The 17,551-nt window shown below is 68.2% G+C and carries 18 protein-coding genes; 8 read left to right on the forward strand and 10 right to left on the reverse strand.

Annotation, left to right across the window (positions count from 1 at the left end; all coding sequences use genetic code 11):
- Positions 1-61: 61 nt before the first annotated feature.
- The 6 genes from ARC78_RS01030 to ARC78_RS01055 form a co-directional block, all read right to left on the reverse strand.
- Positions 62-1,255, reverse strand: a complete 1,194-nt coding sequence (locus tag ARC78_RS01030) for an ABC transporter permease (RefSeq protein WP_054659972.1) — start codon at positions 1,253-1,255, stop codon at positions 62-64.
- Positions 1,252-2,007 (reverse strand): ABC transporter ATP-binding protein, encoded by a 756-nt coding sequence (locus ARC78_RS01035; RefSeq protein WP_054659974.1) that lies wholly within the window; start codon positions 2,005-2,007, stop codon positions 1,252-1,254. Before ARC78_RS01035 ends, ARC78_RS01030 begins: the two co-directional genes overlap by 4 nt.
- Before the next feature lie 30 nt (positions 2,008-2,037).
- Entirely contained in the window at positions 2,038-3,573 is a 1,536-nt protein-coding gene (locus ARC78_RS01040) for an alpha/beta hydrolase (RefSeq protein ID WP_096144878.1), read from the reverse strand.
- 69 nt (positions 3,574-3,642) lie between these two features.
- A complete protein-coding gene (locus ARC78_RS01045; protein ID WP_054660986.1) occupies positions 3,643-3,840 on the reverse strand; it encodes a helix-turn-helix transcriptional regulator in 198 nt (65 codons plus the stop codon).
- Positions 3,841-3,849: 9 nt separating this feature from the next.
- Complete coding sequence (locus ARC78_RS01050; protein WP_054660988.1) at positions 3,850-4,431, reverse strand: hypothetical protein; 582 nt, start codon at positions 4,429-4,431, stop codon at positions 3,850-3,852.
- A gap of 265 nt (positions 4,432-4,696) precedes the next feature.
- Positions 4,697-5,407 (reverse strand): FAD-binding oxidoreductase, encoded by a 711-nt coding sequence (locus tag ARC78_RS01055; RefSeq protein WP_057505539.1) that lies wholly within the window; start codon positions 5,405-5,407, stop codon positions 4,697-4,699.
- Positions 5,408-5,545: 138 nt separating this feature from the next.
- Here ARC78_RS01055 and ARC78_RS01060 point away from each other — a divergent pair, with 138 nt between their 5' ends.
- The 4 genes from ARC78_RS01060 (at position 5,546) to ARC78_RS01075 (ending at position 9,241) form a co-directional block, all read left to right on the forward strand.
- A complete protein-coding gene (locus ARC78_RS01060; RefSeq protein ID WP_054659892.1) occupies positions 5,546-6,496 on the forward strand; it encodes an ABC transporter ATP-binding protein in 951 nt (316 codons plus the stop codon).
- The gene (locus ARC78_RS01065) at positions 6,493-7,296 is read left to right on the forward strand and encodes an ABC transporter permease (RefSeq protein ID WP_054659894.1); all 804 of its coding nucleotides are present in this window, start codon (positions 6,493-6,495) and stop codon (positions 7,294-7,296) included. The genes ARC78_RS01060 and ARC78_RS01065 overlap by 4 nt, the downstream gene beginning before the upstream one ends.
- Positions 7,297-7,391: 95 nt before the next feature.
- On the forward strand, positions 7,392-8,330 hold the full coding sequence (gene panE / locus ARC78_RS01070) for a 2-dehydropantoate 2-reductase (protein ID WP_057505540.1): 939 nt from the start codon (positions 7,392-7,394) through the stop codon (positions 8,328-8,330).
- Complete coding sequence (locus ARC78_RS01075) at positions 8,327-9,241, forward strand: Rossmann-fold NAD(P)-binding domain-containing protein (RefSeq protein ID WP_057505541.1); 915 nt, start codon at positions 8,327-8,329, stop codon at positions 9,239-9,241. Before panE ends, ARC78_RS01075 begins: the two co-directional genes overlap by 4 nt.
- Here ARC78_RS01075 and ARC78_RS01080 read toward each other — a convergent pair.
- Complete coding sequence (locus ARC78_RS01080) at positions 9,238-10,035, reverse strand: TatD family hydrolase (RefSeq protein ID WP_057505542.1); 798 nt, start codon at positions 10,033-10,035, stop codon at positions 9,238-9,240. The genes ARC78_RS01075 and ARC78_RS01080 overlap by 4 nt on opposite strands.
- A 109-nt stretch (positions 10,036-10,144) precedes the next feature.
- Here ARC78_RS01080 and ARC78_RS01085 point away from each other — a divergent pair, with 109 nt between their 5' ends.
- The 3 genes from ARC78_RS01085 (at position 10,145) to ARC78_RS01095 (ending at position 13,975) form a co-directional block, all read left to right on the forward strand.
- Entirely contained in the window at positions 10,145-10,774 is a 630-nt protein-coding gene (locus ARC78_RS01085) for a hypothetical protein (RefSeq protein WP_054660509.1), read from the forward strand.
- A gap of 42 nt (positions 10,775-10,816) precedes the next feature.
- Positions 10,817-13,321, forward strand: coding sequence for an ATP-dependent helicase HrpB (hrpB, locus tag ARC78_RS01090; protein ID WP_057505543.1), 2,505 nt, complete (start codon positions 10,817-10,819; stop codon positions 13,319-13,321).
- Positions 13,322-13,618: 297 nt separating this feature from the next.
- Complete coding sequence (locus ARC78_RS01095; protein ID WP_054659121.1) at positions 13,619-13,975, forward strand: hypothetical protein; 357 nt, start codon at positions 13,619-13,621, stop codon at positions 13,973-13,975.
- A 150-nt stretch (positions 13,976-14,125) separates the two neighbouring features.
- On the opposite strand, the gene ARC78_RS01100 is transcribed toward ARC78_RS01095, so the two are convergent.
- Together ARC78_RS01100 and ARC78_RS01105 are read right to left on the reverse strand one after the other, a co-directional pair.
- On the reverse strand, positions 14,126-14,665 hold the full coding sequence (locus ARC78_RS01100; protein ID WP_054659123.1) for a pseudouridine synthase: 540 nt from the start codon (positions 14,663-14,665) through the stop codon (positions 14,126-14,128).
- A 64-nt stretch (positions 14,666-14,729) separates the two neighbouring features.
- On the reverse strand, positions 14,730-15,593 hold the full coding sequence (locus ARC78_RS01105) for a class I SAM-dependent methyltransferase (RefSeq protein ID WP_057505544.1): 864 nt from the start codon (positions 15,591-15,593) through the stop codon (positions 14,730-14,732).
- A gap of 188 nt (positions 15,594-15,781) precedes the next feature.
- On the opposite strand from ARC78_RS01105, the gene ARC78_RS01110 reads away from it, so the two are divergent.
- Positions 15,782-16,750 carry an aldo/keto reductase gene (locus ARC78_RS01110; protein ID WP_054659125.1) on the forward strand — a complete coding sequence of 323 codons (969 nt, stop codon included), beginning with the start codon at positions 15,782-15,784 and terminating at the stop codon, positions 16,748-16,750.
- Positions 16,751-16,807: 57 nt separating this feature from the next.
- Here the strand turns inward: ARC78_RS01110 and ARC78_RS01115 are convergent, their stop codons facing one another.
- Positions 16,808-17,536 carry an alpha/beta fold hydrolase gene (locus ARC78_RS01115; protein ID WP_057505545.1) on the reverse strand — a complete coding sequence of 243 codons (729 nt, stop codon included), beginning with the start codon at positions 17,534-17,536 and terminating at the stop codon, positions 16,808-16,810.
- Positions 17,537-17,551 lie beyond the last annotated feature (15 nt).

Consider the following 17,551-nt stretch of genomic DNA (forward strand, 5'->3'; position numbering starts at 1 on the left):
CCGTCATGGCAACAAAAAGGCCCGGATCGCTCCGGGCCTTTTTGTTTGCCGTGCTCCCGGCTCAGCCGGAAATCGCCAGCCGCTCCTGCCGGTAGCGCCATACCGCCACCGCCCACAGCAGCACCGCCAGCAGCACCGAGGCCGCCAGATACACGCCCCACTGCGCTGCGGTCGGCATCTCGCCACGCGTCACCTTCACCAGCATCTGGTTCTGCGACAGGAATGGCACCGCGTACTGCCACAGCTGGGTGTCCTTGAGCGGATAGGCCATCAGCGCGTAACCGGGCAGCATCGGCAGCAGCATCAGCCACACCATGTGGCTCTGTGCCTCCTTCATGCTCTTGGCGCTGGCGGCCAGGCAGGTCAGCAGCGCCGTGCCGATCAGCACCAGCGGCAGCAGGATCACCAGCAGCTTGCCCATCGCCGCGAAGCTCACGTCCAGCGAGCGCGCGATCCCGGTGCCAAGGCTCGCACTGAGCTTGAAGGACAGCAGGATCAGCAGCATCGAGGCCAGCCCGATCACCACCGCGGCCAGCATCTTGCCGCTGACCAGTGCTCCGCGCGCGACCGGCGTGGCCAGCAACGGCTCCAGCGACTGCCGCTCGCGTTCACCGGCGGTGGTGTCCATCGCCAGATGCGAGCCACCGACGAAGGCGGTCAGCATCAGCATCAGCGGCAGGATGAAGGACAGGAAGATGCCGCGCTTGGCTTCGGCCGTGGCCAGGTCGCGGGTGCCGATATTCACCGGCGCGGCCACCATCGGGCTGATCCCGCGCGCCAGCAGCCGCAGCGAGGCCACCGATTGGCCGTATTCGCCCAGCGTGGCGCGCACCCGTGCCACCTGCACCTCGCTGGTGCGGCGGGTGGTATCGGCCACGATCTCGACCTTGGCCGGTTTGCCGGCCTGCCAGTCGGCGGCGAAGTCCGGATCGATCACCAGCGCCAGATCCTCACGCTGGGAGCGGATGCGCTGCTCGATGTCCGCCGGTGCCTCGGTGGCAGTGATGCCACGGCTGGCCAGGAACGCCACCAGGTTCGGTGCCCGCGCGATGCCCACCACCGGCACGGTCATGTCTTTCTCCAGCTGCGTCTCGGCACGCAGGCTGGCCAGTTTGCCCATGCCCAGGAACAGCAGCGGATAGAGCAGCGGGGCGGTCAGCAGGGTCAGCAGGAAGGTGCGGCGGTCGCGGGCGAAGTCGCGCAGCTCCTTGCGCATCACCGCGAACATGCTGCGGAAATATCCAGTCCGGTTCATGCGTGCAGACCCTCCTCGCTGCCGATCAGTTTGACGAACGCATCTTCCAGATTGGCCTCGCCGGCCTGCGCGCGCAGTTCCTCCGGCGTGCCCTGCGCCACCACCCGGCCCTGCGCCACGATCACGATGCGGTCACACAACGCGGCCACCTCCTGCATGATGTGGCTGGAAAAGATCACGCAGCGGCCTTCGGCGCGCAGCTCCTTGAGGAAGCCGCGCAGGCCGCGCGTGGTCATCACGTCCAGGCCGTTGGTCGGCTCGTCGAGGATGACGTTGCGCGGATCATGGATCAGCGCGCGGGCGATCGCGGTCTTGGTGCGCTGGCCCTGGCTGAAGCCTTCGGTGGCGCGATCCAGGAAATCCTCCATCTGCAGCGCCTGGGCCAGGCGCTCGGTGCGTGCGGCGATGGCCGCCGGGCTCATGCCGTGCAGCTGACCGAAGTAGTCGATGTTCTCGCGCGCGGTCAGCCGCTTGTAGACGCCGCGCGCATCGGGCAACACGCCCAGGCTGCGGCGTACCGCGTTGGGCTCGACAGCGGCATCGATGCCATCGACCAGCACGCGGCCGGTCTCCGGCGTCATCAGCGTGTAGAGCATGCGCAGCGTGGTGGTCTTGCCGGCGCCATTGGGGCCGAGCAGGCCGGTGATCTGGCCGTCATGGGCGGTGAAGCCCACTTCGTCCACGGCGATCACCGGGGCTTTGTCCTTGCCCTTGCCGGGAAAGGTCTTGCGAAGTCGTTCTGCAACGATCATGGAAGCAGATTCCTCAGGAATGCGGTGAGGTCACGGTTCCCAGCCATTGAAGCTGGTGAACGGCGGCACGTAGTCGAGTTTCTCCAGGCAGGCGCCATCGAGCGCCTTGGCATCGGCCTTTTCAACAAACTGGGCGAACAGCTTGGGCATGCAGCCGGCACCGATGACGTTGTGGCCTTGCCCGCGCAGCACGAAGAGACGGCCGTTGGGCAGGGTCTTGACCACCTCCTCGCCATAGCGCGGCGGCGTGACCGGATCGAACTCGCCTTCCAGCACCAGCGCCGGCACGTTGCCGGCCAGAGGCTGGTGGAAGTCCGTCGGCGCGGCGCCCTTGGGCCAGGCCGCGCACATCGCCGCCATGGCCTGCGGCATCTGGTTGCCCAGCACGGTGCCTTCATCGGCCTGGTTGGCGACCATGCTCTCGCCGTCCTCGCTGCACACCACCGACAGCTGCATGCCCATGGCCATGCTGTCCTTCATGTCGCCCTGCATCATCTGCGCCAGCGCCATCAGGTTTTCATAGCGGCCGGCGCCGGCTTCATGGATCAGCTTGGGCAGCAGCGCCGCGGCCGCCGGCATGTAGGCATACATGCGCACCAGACCGGCCACGGTCTCGGCGCGCAGCACGTCCTCGCGCTCCTCGCCACTGCTCGCGTCGCGGTAGCGCACCGTCACCGGCTGCGCACGCAGCCTGGCCAGCAGCGCATCCAGTTCCGCACGCGGGTCACCGAGCTTGTCTTTGCACGAGGGTGTCTGCGTGCACTGGGCGAACTGCAGCGCCAGCGCATCATCCAGGTTGCGCGCGAAGATGTTGCCCAGCTGCTGGGTATTGGGTACCACCGAATCGAGCACGATGCTGCGGGTGGCCTGCGGATGGCGCATGGCGTACTGCTGGGCCACGCGGGTGCCATAGCTGACGCCGACCAGGTTGATCTTCTCCGCGCCGATGGCCGCGCGCACCGCGTCCAGATCGGCCACCGCATCGGTGGTGGTGTAGAAGCGCAGATCGGCTTTCCCCGCCAGTTTGGCCGCACATTTCCCCGCCTCGGCCTGCATCGCCGCAGGCGAGATGTCCTCGCTTTCGGGCGTATCACAGGCCAGCAGATTGGATTTTCCGGTGCCGCGCTGGTCCACCAGAATCACGTTGCGGTGCTTGCGCACCTCGGCAAACGCCGTATCCACCTGCGGGTAGGTGGCCACCGCCGCCTGGCCCGGACCGCCGGCCAGGAAGAACACCGGATCCGGCTGCAGGTCGGTCTGCTTCTCCGGTGCCAGCCAGGCGATGTTCAGGGCGATCTTGCGCCCCTGCGGATTGGCCCGGTCCTCGGGGACCTGGAAGGTGGTGCAATGCGCTTCCAGGCTGTTGCGGCTGAGCGGCGAGCTCAAGCTGCAGGGAGTGAATTCCAGGCTGCCCAGGGTCAGCGGCTTGGCCGGCGTGGCTGCCGTTGCCACGGCCGGCTCGCCGGTGGCCGGCGCTTGCGACTCCGCCGCCGGCCGCGTGATGCGGTAACCGACAAGGCCGGCGACGACGGCCAGGGCGAGGATGGTTTGGGTCTTGCGGGACATCATCGGAACAGCCCCTCACGGTTGAAGGAAACAAACGGATCTGCCTGCATCCAGACGCGGTCGCGGCAGCTATGTGACGTCGGGAAAGAAGATTTCCTCGATCCGGCGATCGAACAGTCGTGCGATGCGGAAGGCCAGCGGCAGGCTGGGATCGTACTTGCCGGTCTCCAGCGCATTGACCGTCTGCCGGGAAACGGCCAGCCGTTCGGCCAGCTCGCCTTGCGACCAGCCGCAGGCATCACGCAGTTCGCGCAGGCGGTTGTCCATACCGGTGCTTCAGCGGTAGCGTCGGGCGACCACGGCCTTGACCAGGCCATAGCCCAGGCACAGCAGCGGGAACACCCAGATCATCGCCGCACCGGCCGGCACATCCACCACCCGCGCCACCTGCAGCAGGCCGCCGCCCAGATACAGCAGCGAGACCAGCGCGGTGGCGAAACTGACCGCCTGCAGTTCGATACGCTGCTGCAGCTCGTCGGCATCGCGGATGTAGCGGATCATCGCACGCAGCATCAGCGCGATCGGCGGCACCGGCAACAGCGCGACCAGCGCCCGCAGGCCAATGCTGTCCACGTGTTTGAGCAGCCCGATCGAGCTGAACAGCAGCACCACGTAGCCGCCCAGGGCGACCATCATTTCGCGGGTATAGCGCTTGCGCAGCACCGGCGGTGCGGTGTCGCAGGCATCGGGAAGCAGCCGGCGCAGCACTACGGCAAACAGCAGGCCGATGGCCAGGCCGGCGAAAATGCCGGCGAGCATCGGACCGGGAGCGTGCGGCATGCCTTTGAGGAGCGCGCCACTGGCGAGCGCGGCCATGACCGCGGCAAGCAGCAGCCAGCGCGTGGCGGTCAGGGCCATCAGCGCAGCGTCCGGCAGCGCAGGCGGAAAATCGCAACAGCGGGCGCCCCCCCGCCAAGCCCCGGCAAGGGGAGGCGCGCGGCCAAGGCGCGGGCGGTGTTCACAACAGCGGTGCGGGAATGCCTACGGGACTGCATATCAACCACCCTGTAAAGGACGCTTGACAGACGATAGGGGCGGCACCGCCCCGCTGTCAAGGAGTCTTTACAGGTGGAACCGTGCCGGCGCGATTCCGCGTGGCGCCGCTGCCCGCAGCCGGGCCGGCTTACTTGCTGCTGACGTACTTCTCGCGGCGGATCTGCGGATTGCCCAGACCGGCGGCCTTCAACGCCTCGGCGCAGGCATCGACCATGTCCGGGTTGCCGCACAGGTAGGCGATATCACGCGCCGGATCCGGCGCGACTTCCGCCAGTTGCTGCTGCACATAGCCGCGACGCACGTCCGGGTGCGGCTCGACCGGCAGCTCGCGCGACAGGCACGGCATATAGCGGAAGCCCGGCGTGGCCTCGGCGAAGGCGCTGAAATCCTCGCTGTACAGCAGCTCGGCCGGGGTGCGGGCGCCTTGCAGCAGCACCACTTCCACGCCGCGTTCGACGATGGCCTGGCGCAGCTGCGGCAGCATCGAGCGGTAGGGCGTGACGCCGGTGCCGGTGGCAATCAGCACATAGCGGGCATTGTGGTCGCCCGGCTGCAGGCAGAAGCGCCCGAACGGACCGCTGGCACTGAGATGCCCGCCGATCTCCAGCCCTTCGAACAGCGCGGTGGCCGCGCCGCCGGGCACGAAGCTGACTGCGATCTCCACCGCCTCGCCCGGGCCCATCGCATGGTCATGGATGGTCGCCAGCGAATAGCTGCGCTTGGTGGCGGTGCCGTCGGCATAGGCGAAATGGATCTGGATGAACTGGCCGGGCGAGAAATCCAGCGGCTGACCGTCATCGCGGACGAACTGGTAATGACCGACCGTCGGCGCGAGCATGCGCCGGCCGACCAGCTTGAGGGGGAATTGGACAGGCACGGGGAGGGAACAGTGTGTAGCCGGGCTGACGCCGCAGGGGCTTCTATAATACCGGCTTGCTCTTATCCGGCGCCTTTACCCGGGCGCAAAGGCCGAAGCTTGGACCCCCGAACCTCCCCCGTCGCGCCCGCGTTGCGCGTGACCGACCTCCGCAAGACCTACGACAACGGCGTGCACGCGCTCAAGGGCGTGTCGCTGGAAGTGGCGCCCGGTGATTTCTTCGCCCTGCTCGGCCCCAACGGCGCCGGCAAGTCGACCTTGATCGGCATCGTCTCCTCGCTGGTGAACCTCAGCGAAGGCCAGGTGGAGGTGTTCGGCACCGATCTGGTCAGCAATCGCAGCGCGACGATGCGCCTGCTCGGGCTGGTGCCGCAGGAAATCAACTTCAACCTGTTCGAGAAGCCCTTCGACATCCTGGTCAACTACGCCGGCTTCTACGGCATTCCACGTGCCGAGGCGGAGGTGCGCGCCGAAGAGGAGCTCAGGCGCGCCCACCTGTGGAACAAGGCGCAGATGATGAGCCGCACGCTGTCCGGCGGCATGAAACGGCGGCTGATGATCGCCCGCGCGATGATGACCCGCCCGCGCCTGCTGATCCTGGACGAACCCACCGCCGGGGTGGATATCGAGATCCGCCGGGACATGTGGAAGACGCTGCAGGAGATCAATGCCGCCGGCACCACCATCATCCTGACCACCCATTACCTGGAAGAAGCCGAGCAGCTGTGCCGCAACCTGGCCATCATCAACCACGGCCGGATCGTCGAGCAGGGGCCGATGCGCGACCTGCTGGCCAAACTCGACGTGGAAGGTTTCATCTTCGACATCGACGGTGAGCTGCCCGCGCAGCTGCCGCAGATCGAAGGCGCCACGCTGGTCGCCACCGATGCACACACCCTGGACATGGACATGCCGCGCGCGATGGACCTCAACCGCGTGTTCGCCGCGCTCAACAGCGCCGGCATCCGCGTGCGCTCGATGCGCACCAAGAGCAACCGCCTGGAAGAGCTGTTCGTGCGCATGACCGGCAACCTGGAGACCCCCGCATGACCCCCGCCGCCAACACCGAAACCGCCACCACCGGCGCGCGCAACTGCGTGGCACTGGGCACCATCGTGCGCCGCGAGATCAACCGCATCCTGCGCATCTGGGGCCAGACCCTGGTGCCGCCGGCGATCACCATGACCCTGTACTTCCTGATCTTCGGTGGCCTGATCGGCTCGAAAATCGGCGACATGGGCGGCTACAGCTACATGCAGTTCATCGTGCCGGGTCTGGTGATGATGAGCGTGATCCAGAACAGCTACGGCAACATCTCCTCCTCGTTCTTCGGCGCCAAGTTCGGCCGCCATATCGAGGAGCTGCTGGTCAGCCCGATGCCGAACTGGGTGATCCTCGGCGGCTATGTGGCCGGTGCAGTGGCGCGCGGCATGGCCGTGGGCGTGATCGTGCTGCTGATCGCGATGTTCTTCACCCCGGTGCGCATCCCGCATCCGCTGGTGACGCTTAGCACGGTGCTGCTGGGCGCGACGATCTTCTCGCTGGCCGGCTTCATCAACGCGGTCTATGCCAAGAAGTTCGACGACGTGGCGATCGTGCCGACCTTCATCCTGACCCCGCTGACCTACCTGGGCGGCGTGTTCTATTCGATCACCCTGCTGCCGGGCTGGGCGCAGACGCTGACCCATGCCAACCCGATCTTCTACATGGTCAACGCCTTCCGCTACGGCCTGCTCGGCAGCAGCGACGTACCGCTGTGGGTGTCGTATGCGCTGATGCTTGGCTTCGTCGCCGCGCTCGGCGCGCTGGCACTGTGGCTGCTCAAGCGCGGCGTCGGCCTGCGCAGCTGAACCCGGGGGCGCCGCAAGGCGCCTTCTTTTTACCTGAGACCGCCGCGCACACTCCTATGATGGCCGCCTCCCCTTGCTGATGGACTTACGATCTGATGCGCATCCTGATTCTCGGCGCCGGTGGTACCGGCGGCTACTTTGGCGGACGTCTGGCCCAGGCCGGTCTTGATGTCACCTTCCTGGTACGGGCGGGCCGCGCCGCGCAGCTGGAGCGCGATGGCCTGGTGATCCGCAGCCCGCTGGGCGATGCCACTTTCCCGGTCGCCCACGTCACCGCCGATGCGCTACCGCACGGCGTGCAGGAGCGTCCGTTCGATCTGGTGATCCTCAGCTGCAAGGCCTACGACCTGGACAGCGCGATTGAGGCGATCGCGCCGGCGGTCGGCGCACACACCAGCGTGCTGCCGATCCTCAACGGCCTGCACCACTACGCCGCGCTGGATGCACGTTTCGGACGCGAGCGGGTGCTGGGCGGACTGTGCTTCATCAGCGCGACCAAGGCCGCCGACGGCGCGGTGCTGCATCTGGACACGCCGGCCAAGCTGACCTTCGGCGAGCGCGATGGCGGGGCTGACAGCACGCGCGTGGCCGCCCTGGTCACGGCCTGCGAGGAGGCCGGTATCGACCATGTCGCCTCGGCCGATATCGCCCGGGAGCAGTGGATCAAGTACACCTTCCTGACCGCGCTGGCCGCCGGTACCTGCCTGATGCGTGCCGATGTCGGCAGCATCGTCGCCAGTGACCATGGCACCGCGTTCATGCAGGCGCTGTATGGCGAATGCCTGGCAGTGGCCGCCGCCACCGGCCAGGCGATCCCGCAGAAAGCGCAGGACATCGCCCTGTCCGCGCTGACCAGGGCAGGTTCGCCGATCAAAGCCTCGATGCTGCGTGATCTGGAAGCCGGGCAACGCGTGGAAGCGGCGCATATCGTCGGCGACATGCTGGGCCGCGCGCTTGCGCAGGAACAGTCGGCGCCCCTGCTGCAGGCCGCCTACTGCCACCTGCAGGCCTACGAAGCACACCGCGGCGCATGACCGCCGCCGGAATGCTGCCACGGCGGGTGCTGATCCTGGGACTGGGCTTCGCCGGCCGCGCAGTGGCGCTGCATCTGCGCTCGCTGGGCGTGGCAGTGGCGGGCAGCGTGCGCGATCCGGCAGCCGCGCCCGGCGACGGCCTCGTGCGCCATCGCCTGCATCCGGACCACGCCCCCGACATGGCGCTGCTGGACGCCATCGCCCAAGCCGACGCGGTGCTGTGCAGCGTGCCGCCCGATGCCGACGGCGACCCCGCGCTGCGCCTGCTCGCTCCCGCCCTGCAGGCCAGCCCGGCGCTGCGCTGGATCGGCTACCTGTCCTCGACCGGCGTATATGGCGATCGCGGCAGCGGCTGGGTCGACGAACACGCCGAGGCCGATGCCGGTGATGCCGTCGCACTGCGCCGGCTTCTGGCCGAAGCGCAGTGGCGCACGCTGGCCGCCGAACGCGGCATCGCCTCGGCCGCGTTCCGCCTGCCGGGCCTGTACGGCCGCGGCCGCAACGCGCTGGTACGGCTGGCGCAGGGCCGCGCGCGCCACATCGTGCGGCCCGGGCTGGTGTTCAACCGGCTGCACGTCGAGGACCTGGCCGAGGCCGTAGCCGCGGCGATGTGCCGGCCGGTCCGCGACGCGCTGTACCTGCCGGCCGACGACGAACCGGCACCACCGCAGGACGTGCTGGCGTATGCCGCGCAGCTCGGCGGCTTCGCGATGCCGCCGGCGCTGGCCTGGGACGATGCCGCGCTCGAGCCGATGCTGCGCCGCTTCCATGCCAGCAACAAACGCATCGACAGCCGCGGTACGCGCCGGGCGCTGCAGTGGCAGCCGCGCTTCCGCAGCTACCGTGAAGGCTTGAGGGACGCCTGGGAAGCGGGCGATGGCCGCAGCGGTCCGGCCGGTGAGGCGCCCTAGCCGGCGTCCGGCAGGCCGAAAAACGCGCGGGTGGCCGCGGTAGCGTTGGCGGCGGTCAGCGCGACGTCCTCGCCGCGATCAAGCGCCAGCTCCTCCACGATATGCGACAGGAACATCGGCTCGTTGCGCCGGTCCTTGGGCATCGGCTTGAGGGTGCGTGGCAGCAGGTACGGCGCATCGGTTTCGATCATCAACCGCTGCGCCGGAATATGTTTGACCAGCTCGCGCAGATGCGCGCCACGGCGTTCGTCGCACAGCCAGCCGGTGATGCCGATGTACCAGTCCTGGTCCAGATAGTCGAACAGTTCCTGGCGCTCGCCGGTAAAGCAATGCACCACGGCCGGGCCAAGCCGGCCGTCGAAGTTCTTCATCATCGCCATGAAATCGGCATGCGCATCGCGCTGGTGCAGGAACAGCGGTTTGTGATTCTCGCTGGCCAGCTGCAGCTGTCGTTCGAAGGCGTTGCGCTGCGCCGGACGCGGCGAGAAATCGCGGTTGTAATCCAGTCCACACTCGCCCACCGCCACCACTTCCGGATGGGCATGCAGCGCGCGCATCTCGGCATCGCATTCGTCGGTGTATTCCAGCGCGTGGTGCGGATGCACACCGGCGGTGGCGAACAGGATCCCGGGATGCTGCTGCGCCAGTTCCAGCGCCATCGGCGAATGCTCGCGGCTGGCGCCGGTGATTACCATCTGCACCACCCCGGCCTCGCGCGCCCGCGCCAGCACCGCATCGCGGTCGCGATCGAAGGAGTCGTGGGTGAGATTGGCGCCGATATCGATCAGTTGCATGGTGCGTTGAACATCCAGGGGGCGGCCATTCTACCGCCCCGGCCGCCCCCCGCCGGGGCGGGCCACCGGGCCATGCTAGATTCGCCCGCACGTTCCCAGGAGATCGTCGATGCGAAGCGCTGCCCTCGTGTTGTTGGCATTGTTGCTTGCTGCACCCGTGGCCTCCGCCGACGAGGTGGTCGCCTACCGCGGTGAAACGCCGATCCTGCGCTCGCAGCTTGCCGGCGACACGCCGGCGGTCGACCGGTTGTTCGAGCTGACGGTGGCACCGGCACTGAAGGACTATCTGACCGCGCACCGCGCGGACTGGGAGCCGGACGAAGCCACCCAGCAGCGCGCCGAGGCTGCGCTGCGGCGCTCCCTGGCCTGCCTGCCCTACGCCACCCCGGAGTACGACCTGCCAGGCGTCGCACGCTTTTCCGCCAATGCGTTGATCAGCGGCGTGCAGATGCAGCGCTTCATCCACCGCCGGTTCGGCGGGGGCCGCCTGCTCACGCCGAACCGGGGGGTGCCGCTGGTCGGGGCGCTGGCCTTCGACGCCAACAACCGCCTGGTCCGCCAGCTGGAACAGGACGGCGCGTTCCGCATTCTCGATCCCACCCTCCACGCGCAGGTGTTTGCCATCCTGGGCGATGCCGAGCAGGGCACACTGGTACCGGAAAGCGAGGCCGCGGCCCTGCTCGATCCGGACAAGGTATTCACCACCTGCCCACCGGCAAGCCCCACCCCGACCAGCTGAGCAGCGGCAACGCGGCGCACCAGCGCGTATTCTTGCGCGCCTATGAGCACCACAGATTTCCCGATTTCTCCGCTGCTGCCGCAGATCCGCGCGCAGCTCACCGCGCATGCGCGACTGGTGCTTGAAGCCCCGCCCGGCGCCGGCAAGACCACCCAGGTGCCACTGGCACTAAGGGATGCGCCGTGGCTGGAAGGGCGCAGGATCATCATGCTCGAACCGCGCCGCGTGGCCGCCCGCAGCGCCGCCACCTTCATGGCCCGCCAGCTCGGTGAGCCGGTCGGCGACACCGTCGGCTATCGCATCCGCTTCGAGAACAAGATTTCCGCGCGCACGCGGATCGAGGTTGTCACCGAAGGCATCCTGACCCGGATGCTGCAGGACGACCCGCTGCTGGAAGGCGTCGGCGCCCTGCTGTTCGATGAATTCCACGAGCGCCACCTGGCGGCCGATCTGGGCCTGGCGCTGGCGCTGGACGTGCAATCGCAGCTGCGCGAGGACCTGCGCATCGTGCTGATGTCGGCCACGCTCGACGGTGAACGGCTGGCCGGTTTTCTGGAGGCGCCACGCCTGTCCAGCGAGGGCCGCAGTTTCCCGGTGGTGGTGAGCCATTTTCCGGCCCGCCGCGACGAGGCGCTGGAAGCGCAGACCCGCCGCGCGGTGGAACAGGCGCTGAGGCAGCACCCCGGCGACGTGCTGGTGTTCCTGCCCGGCCAGCGCGAGATCGGCAAGGTGCAGGCCGCCCTGGCTGGCACGCTGGATGCCACGGCTGCCGTGCTACCGCTGCATGGCGAGCTGCCGGTGGAGCAGCAGACGCGCGTGCTGCAACCGGACCCGGACGGCCAGCGGCGGGTGGTGCTGGCCACCAATGTCGCCGAATCCTCGGTCACCCTGCCCGGCGTGCGGGTGGTGATCGATGCCGGACTGGCCCGTGAGCCACGCTACGATCCCAACAGCGGTTTCTCGCGGCTGGATATCGTGGCCATCTCGCAGGCCTCGGCCGACCAGCGCGCCGGACGTGCCGGGCGCGTGGCCGAGGGCTGGGCCTACCGGCTGTGGCCGCAATCGCAACGGCTGGAGGCGCAACGCCGGCCGGAAATCGCGCAGGTGGAACTGGCCGCGCTGGCGCTGGAACTGGCGGCCTGGGGCAGCGACGCGCTGCGCTTCGTCGACACCCCGCCGGCCGGCGCAATGGCGGCCGCGCGCGAGTTGCTGCAACGGCTGGGCGCACTCGGCGACAGCGGCTCGATCACCGTCAGCGGCCGCCGCATGCTGGCGCTGGGTACCCACCCGCGGCTGGCGGCGATGTTGCTGGCCGCCCAGGGCGACCGCGAACAGGCGCTGGCCGCAGACCTGGCTGCGCTGATCGAAGCGCGTGACCCGCTGCGCCAGGGCGGCGATGCGCTGGCCGCACGCTGGCGCGCCCTGGCCGCGCTGCGCGGCGGACGGATGCCGGCCGATGCCAACCGTGGCGCGCTGACCGCAATCGACGCCGCCGCCAGGCAGTGGCGCCGCCGCCTGCGCTGCGACGCCGCCCCGCCTGCCAGCGTCGAGGCCCATGAACTGGGTGATCTGCTCGCCCACGCCTTTCCCGATCGCATCGCCGTCCAGCACCCGAATGATCCGCAGCGCTACCTGTTGGCCAACGGCCGCAGCGCGCGCCTGTTCGATACCAGCGACCTGCGCGGCGAGCCGTGGCTGGTCGCCAGCGAGCTGCGCCATGAAGCCAAGGATGCCTTGCTGCTGCGCGCCGCGCCGGTGGATGAGGCGCGCCTGCGCGCCGATTTCCCCGACCGCTTCGTACAGCAGGAGGTGGTGCGCTGGGACGCCGACAAACGCGCCCTGAGCGCGCGCCGCGAATCGCGCTTTGACCGGATCGTGCTCGACAGCCGCGCGGCCGGCCGTGTCGATCCGGCCCACGCCGCGCAGGCGCTGACCGATGCGGTGCGCGAACTGGGACTGGAGGCGCTGCCGTGGACCGAGGGCCTGCGGCAATGGCGCTGGCGCATGCTGGCGTTGCGCCACTGGATGCCCGAGCTGGCGCTGCCCGATCTGTCCGACACGGCCCTGCTGGCCACGCTCGATGACTGGCTCAAACCGGCCTTCGCCGGCAAGAGCCGGCTCGACGCGCTGGGCGAGGAAGAACTGGGCGAAGCGCTGAAGTCACCGCTGCCGTGGTCGCAACGGCAACTGCTGGACCGGTATGCACCGGTGCGGATCAGCGTGCCGTCGGGCATGGAACGGCGCATCGACTACGCGATGGACGATGACGGCCTTACCCCACGACCGCCGGTGTTGGCGGTGAAACTGCAGGAACTGTTCGGCCTGGCCGACACCCCGCGCATCGCCGATGGCCGGGTGCCGTTGCTGCTGCACCTGCTCTCGCCCGGGGGCAAGCCGCTGCAGGTGACCGGCGACCTGAGGAATTTCTGGCAGAACACCTATGCCGAAGTGAAAAAGGAAATGAAAGGACGCTATCCACGGCATCCGTGGCCCGATGATCCGTGGACCGCCTCGGCCACGCATCGCGCAAAGCCCCGCGGGACGTGACAGGTCCGGTAGCGGCGGTCAGGCAAGGCCGCAGTGCCAAACCATGCGTGATGCGGCGCGCGGCCGCGACACCGGTCAACTCACGATCCGGAGCCCGGTGCGGCATGACCCAACGCTCCGCGGATGCCTCACCGCGTACGGGGATCGCCTGAAAACGGCCGCTGCACGCAACACCATCCTGGGTGTGCGGCGCATGGATCGCACCTGCAACCACGCTGCATTCATTGCGGCTAACATTCTCTACACGCCCGGACGTCGACACTCGGCGTCTGCCCCGTGACTCAAAGGACACCCCACATGAGCAAGTTCAGCGATATCACCGGACCGGCCCTGGAGCGCGCCATGGAGCTTGTCGGCCATGCCGGCGACAACCTCAAGAGCGGCGGTTCCAATGCCGCCGAATGGCTCAAGGCCGGTGCCGCCATCGGTGCGATGAAGACCGGCGGCCGCGCGGTGACCAAGGTCGCAAAGCGCAACCCGACCGCCACCATTGCCGTGGCCGCCGTGGGACTGGGCCTGCTCGGCTACGCGCTGTACCGAAAGAACAAGCGCGACAACGCCGCCATCGATGCCAGGTCCCGCGAGATCGCCCAGCGCCGGCGCCATGCGGCCAGCGTGGTGGAGGAAACCAGCGATATCGGCAGCGACGCCTGATACCGGCCTTGCACCTCCGGCATTGCCCCGCAGCGCCGGAGGTAGCCGCACAACCGCAGCGGCCCACCCCCGTTCTGCACCGTCACATCCGCGACATCCCCGGTAATCGCAGCACACCTGACCCGCTCACGGCATCCGGGTTGCGCGGCCTCAATCCAGCCGGCGCCACTGGCCCGGTTGCAGATCTTCCAGCGCATACGGCCCCATCGACGCACGTACCAGCCGCAGTGTCGGCAGGTTCACCGCCGCGGTCATGCGCCGCACCTGACGGTTGCGCCCTTCGCGGAGAGTGATTGCCAGCCACGCATCGGGAACGGTCTTGCGGAAACGTACCGGCGGATCGCGGGGCCACAGCACCGGCGGCGTTGGCAGAAGCTGAACCACCGCCGGCAGTGTCGGGCCATCGTTGAGCTGCACACCGCTGCGCAGTGCCTGCAGTTTCTCTTCGGTGGGCACACCTTCCACCTGCACCCAATAGGTCTTGGGTTGTTTATGGCGCGGGTCGGTCAGCCGGTGCGCGAGCGTGCCGTTGTCGGTCAGCAGCAGCAGTCCTTCACTGTCGTAGTCCAGCCGCCCGGCGGCATACACCTGCGGCGGCAAGCCGAAACCGGCCAGCGTCGCCCGCGGCGGCTGGCTGCGATCGGTGAACTGGCACAGGACATTGAAGGGCTTGTTGAACGCGATCAGCATGGAAGTGGCAGGGACGGGAAAACGACAGGGATCATTTTCCCATCCCCGCAACGCAGACGTGCGATCAGTGCGCGGGCTTGACGAAACGCAGCGTCATCCGGTCGCTCTCGCCGATGGCCTTGTACCTGGCCGCATCGGCGGCATCGTGGCTGTTGGAGGGCGGCAGCGTCCACACGCCCTTGGGATAATCCTTCGTGTCACGCGGATTGGTGTTGATCTCGCTGCTGCCATCGAGCTTGAAGCCGGCCGCCTCGGCCATCGCGATCACCTGCGCCTGGCCGACATAGCCGGATTTGTCATCGGCCGGCACATCGCTCTTGGCGCGGTGCTCCACCACGCCCAGCGTGCCACCGGGCTTGAGCACCTGGAAAAACGCGCGGAACATGCCATCGGCCTGATCGTTGGAGCGCCAGTTGTGGACGTTGCGGAAGGTCAACACCACATCGGCCGACGCGGGCTTGCCCAGCACCGGCGCGGCCGGATCGAAGGCGATTACCGCGGCGCGGTCGAACTGCGCCGGCGACCCGGCGAACTTCTTCGTCAGGCCATCGCGCGAACGCTGCTGGTAGTCACGCCCGCCACCGGCCGGCAACGCCTGTGGATCCACCACCGCCGCCACGTACTGGCCATTCTCACGCAGATAGGGCGCCAGGATCTCCGCATACCAGCCGCCGCCGGGCGTGATCTCCACCACCGTCTGTGTCGGCTGCAGGCCGAAGAACGACAGCGTCTGCGCCGGGTGGCGATGCGCATCGCGAACGACATTGGCCGGGGTGCGCCAGCTGCCGGCCACCGCCGCCTGCAACTGCGGTGCAACCTGGAGGTCGGCAGTGCTGGCCGCGGCCTGCGTGGCAACAGCCGGTGCGCCCGCGAGCAACACACTCATTCCCAACAGACAGGCACTCAGCAGCGGTACGGACTTGCTCATCGCGGACTCCGATTGTTCATGTGGATGGATGGCCGCGAGCCTAGCACGCGTCACAGCGGTGATGAGGACGTTGGATATCCCGCATGCACGTCGTGTGCGCGTGCCTGCCGGAAGGCCCCTCCAAGGCGTTCCAACGGAACGTGAACGCCGTGCGTCTATGCTGCGGCACTGGACCCAAGGAGGTACGCATGCCCCAGTTACGCGAACTTGGTCGCTCCGGCCTGCACGTCGCCCCGATCGCCTTCGGCGGCAATGTCTTCGGCTGGAGTGCCGATGAGAAAACATCCTTCGCCCTGCTCGATGCCTTTGTCGAGGCCGGCTTCAACCTGGTCGACACCGCCGATGTGTACCCGGCGTGGGTACCCGGCAACCGGGGGGGCGAATCGGAGACGATCATCGGCCGCTGGCTCAAGCGCAGCGGCAAGCGCCAGAACGTGCTGATCGCCACCAAGGTCGCCAAATGGGCCGAACGGCCGGGCCTGTCGGCGGACAACATCAATCAGGCCGTCGAGGATTCCTTGCGCCGCCTGCAGATCGACACCATCGACCTGTACCAGGCCCATGAGGATGATGAATCGGTGCCGCTGGAGGAAACCCTCGGGGCGTTCGCCCGCCTGATCGAGCAGGGCAAAGTACGCGCGATCGGTGCGTCCAACTACAGCGCCGCGCGCCTGCGCGAGGCCCTGCAGGTCTCCGCCGACTACCACCTGCCGCGCTACGAGACCCTGCAGCCGGAATACAACCTCTACGACCGCAGCGGGTATGAGACCGCGCTGGAACCGCTGGTCCGCGAGCACGGGCTGGGCGTGATCAGCTACTACGCACTGGCCAGCGGCTTTCTCAGTGGCAAGTACCGCACCGCCGGCGACGCGAGCCAGAGCAGCGCGCGTGGGGCCAAAGTGGTGGAGCGTTATCTCAACCCGCGTGGCCTGCGCATCTTGGCCGCACTGGATGACGTGGCCGCGAGCCACAAGGCGACCCCGGCGCAGGTGGCGCTGGCGTGGTTGATCGCGCGTCCGGGCATCAGCGCACCGATTGTCAGTGCCACCGGCGTGGCGCAGCTGCATGAGGTGCTGGCCGCCGCGAAGCTGGCACTGACCGCAGCGCAGATCACACAGCTGGATGCGGCCAGCGCCGAATTCCCCAGCGGCGGCTGAGAGCGGCAAACGCGCAACCGGCGGGCCGGACGCAGATGCCTGCCCGACCGGCCGGGTTCAGCCCGGCGCGCTCAGCCATTCCCGCATCGCTGCCGTCACCTGCTGCGGTTTCTCCAGAGGGGCCAGATGGCCACAGTGGGCGATGACCACCAGAGTGGCCTGCGGCATCAACGCGGCAATCTGGCGACTGACCGGCAGCGGTGTGATCGCATCGTTCTGGCCACACAGCACCAGCGCCGGCCCGCGCCACTGCCGCAGCACCTGGCTGCCGTCCACCCGTTCGATCCGGCTCTGCCGCACGAACACCTCCGCGCCCAGGCGCGTGGTCATCGCCCGCACGCTGTCGACCAGGGCGTGATCCTGCAGTCGCGAGGCGTCGATATAGCTGCGCATGAGCTTGTCGCCAAACCCGTGGAATATGCCGGGCAGGCGCGCGCTGTGCTGCTGCGCCAGCCGTTGCGCGGCGCGTTCGGGCGAATCGGGTCGGCAGGAAGTATCCAGCAGTGCCAGCCGCAACACGCGCTCCGGCGCGATACGCAGGATGTGCTGGGCGATGTAGCCACCAAGCGAGAATCCGGCCAGGGCGAACCGCGGCGGCGCGTGAGCCAGCACCGCCTCGGTGGTGGCCTGCAGAGTGTCATGCCGGGTGAGATCACCCACCTGGCAATCGGCGATATCGGCCAACGCCGCAAGCTGCGCACGCCAGAGAGTGGCGTCGTTCAACAGGCCCGGCAGCAGCAACAGGGGAATCCTGGCGGTATCGGCCGCCGCGACAGCAGTTTGCATCCGGGTATTGTGACC

The sequence above is a fragment of the Stenotrophomonas pictorum JCM 9942 genome (genome assembly GCF_001431585.1).
Taxonomy (GTDB): Bacteria; Pseudomonadota; Gammaproteobacteria; order Xanthomonadales; family Xanthomonadaceae; genus Stenotrophomonas; species Stenotrophomonas pictorum.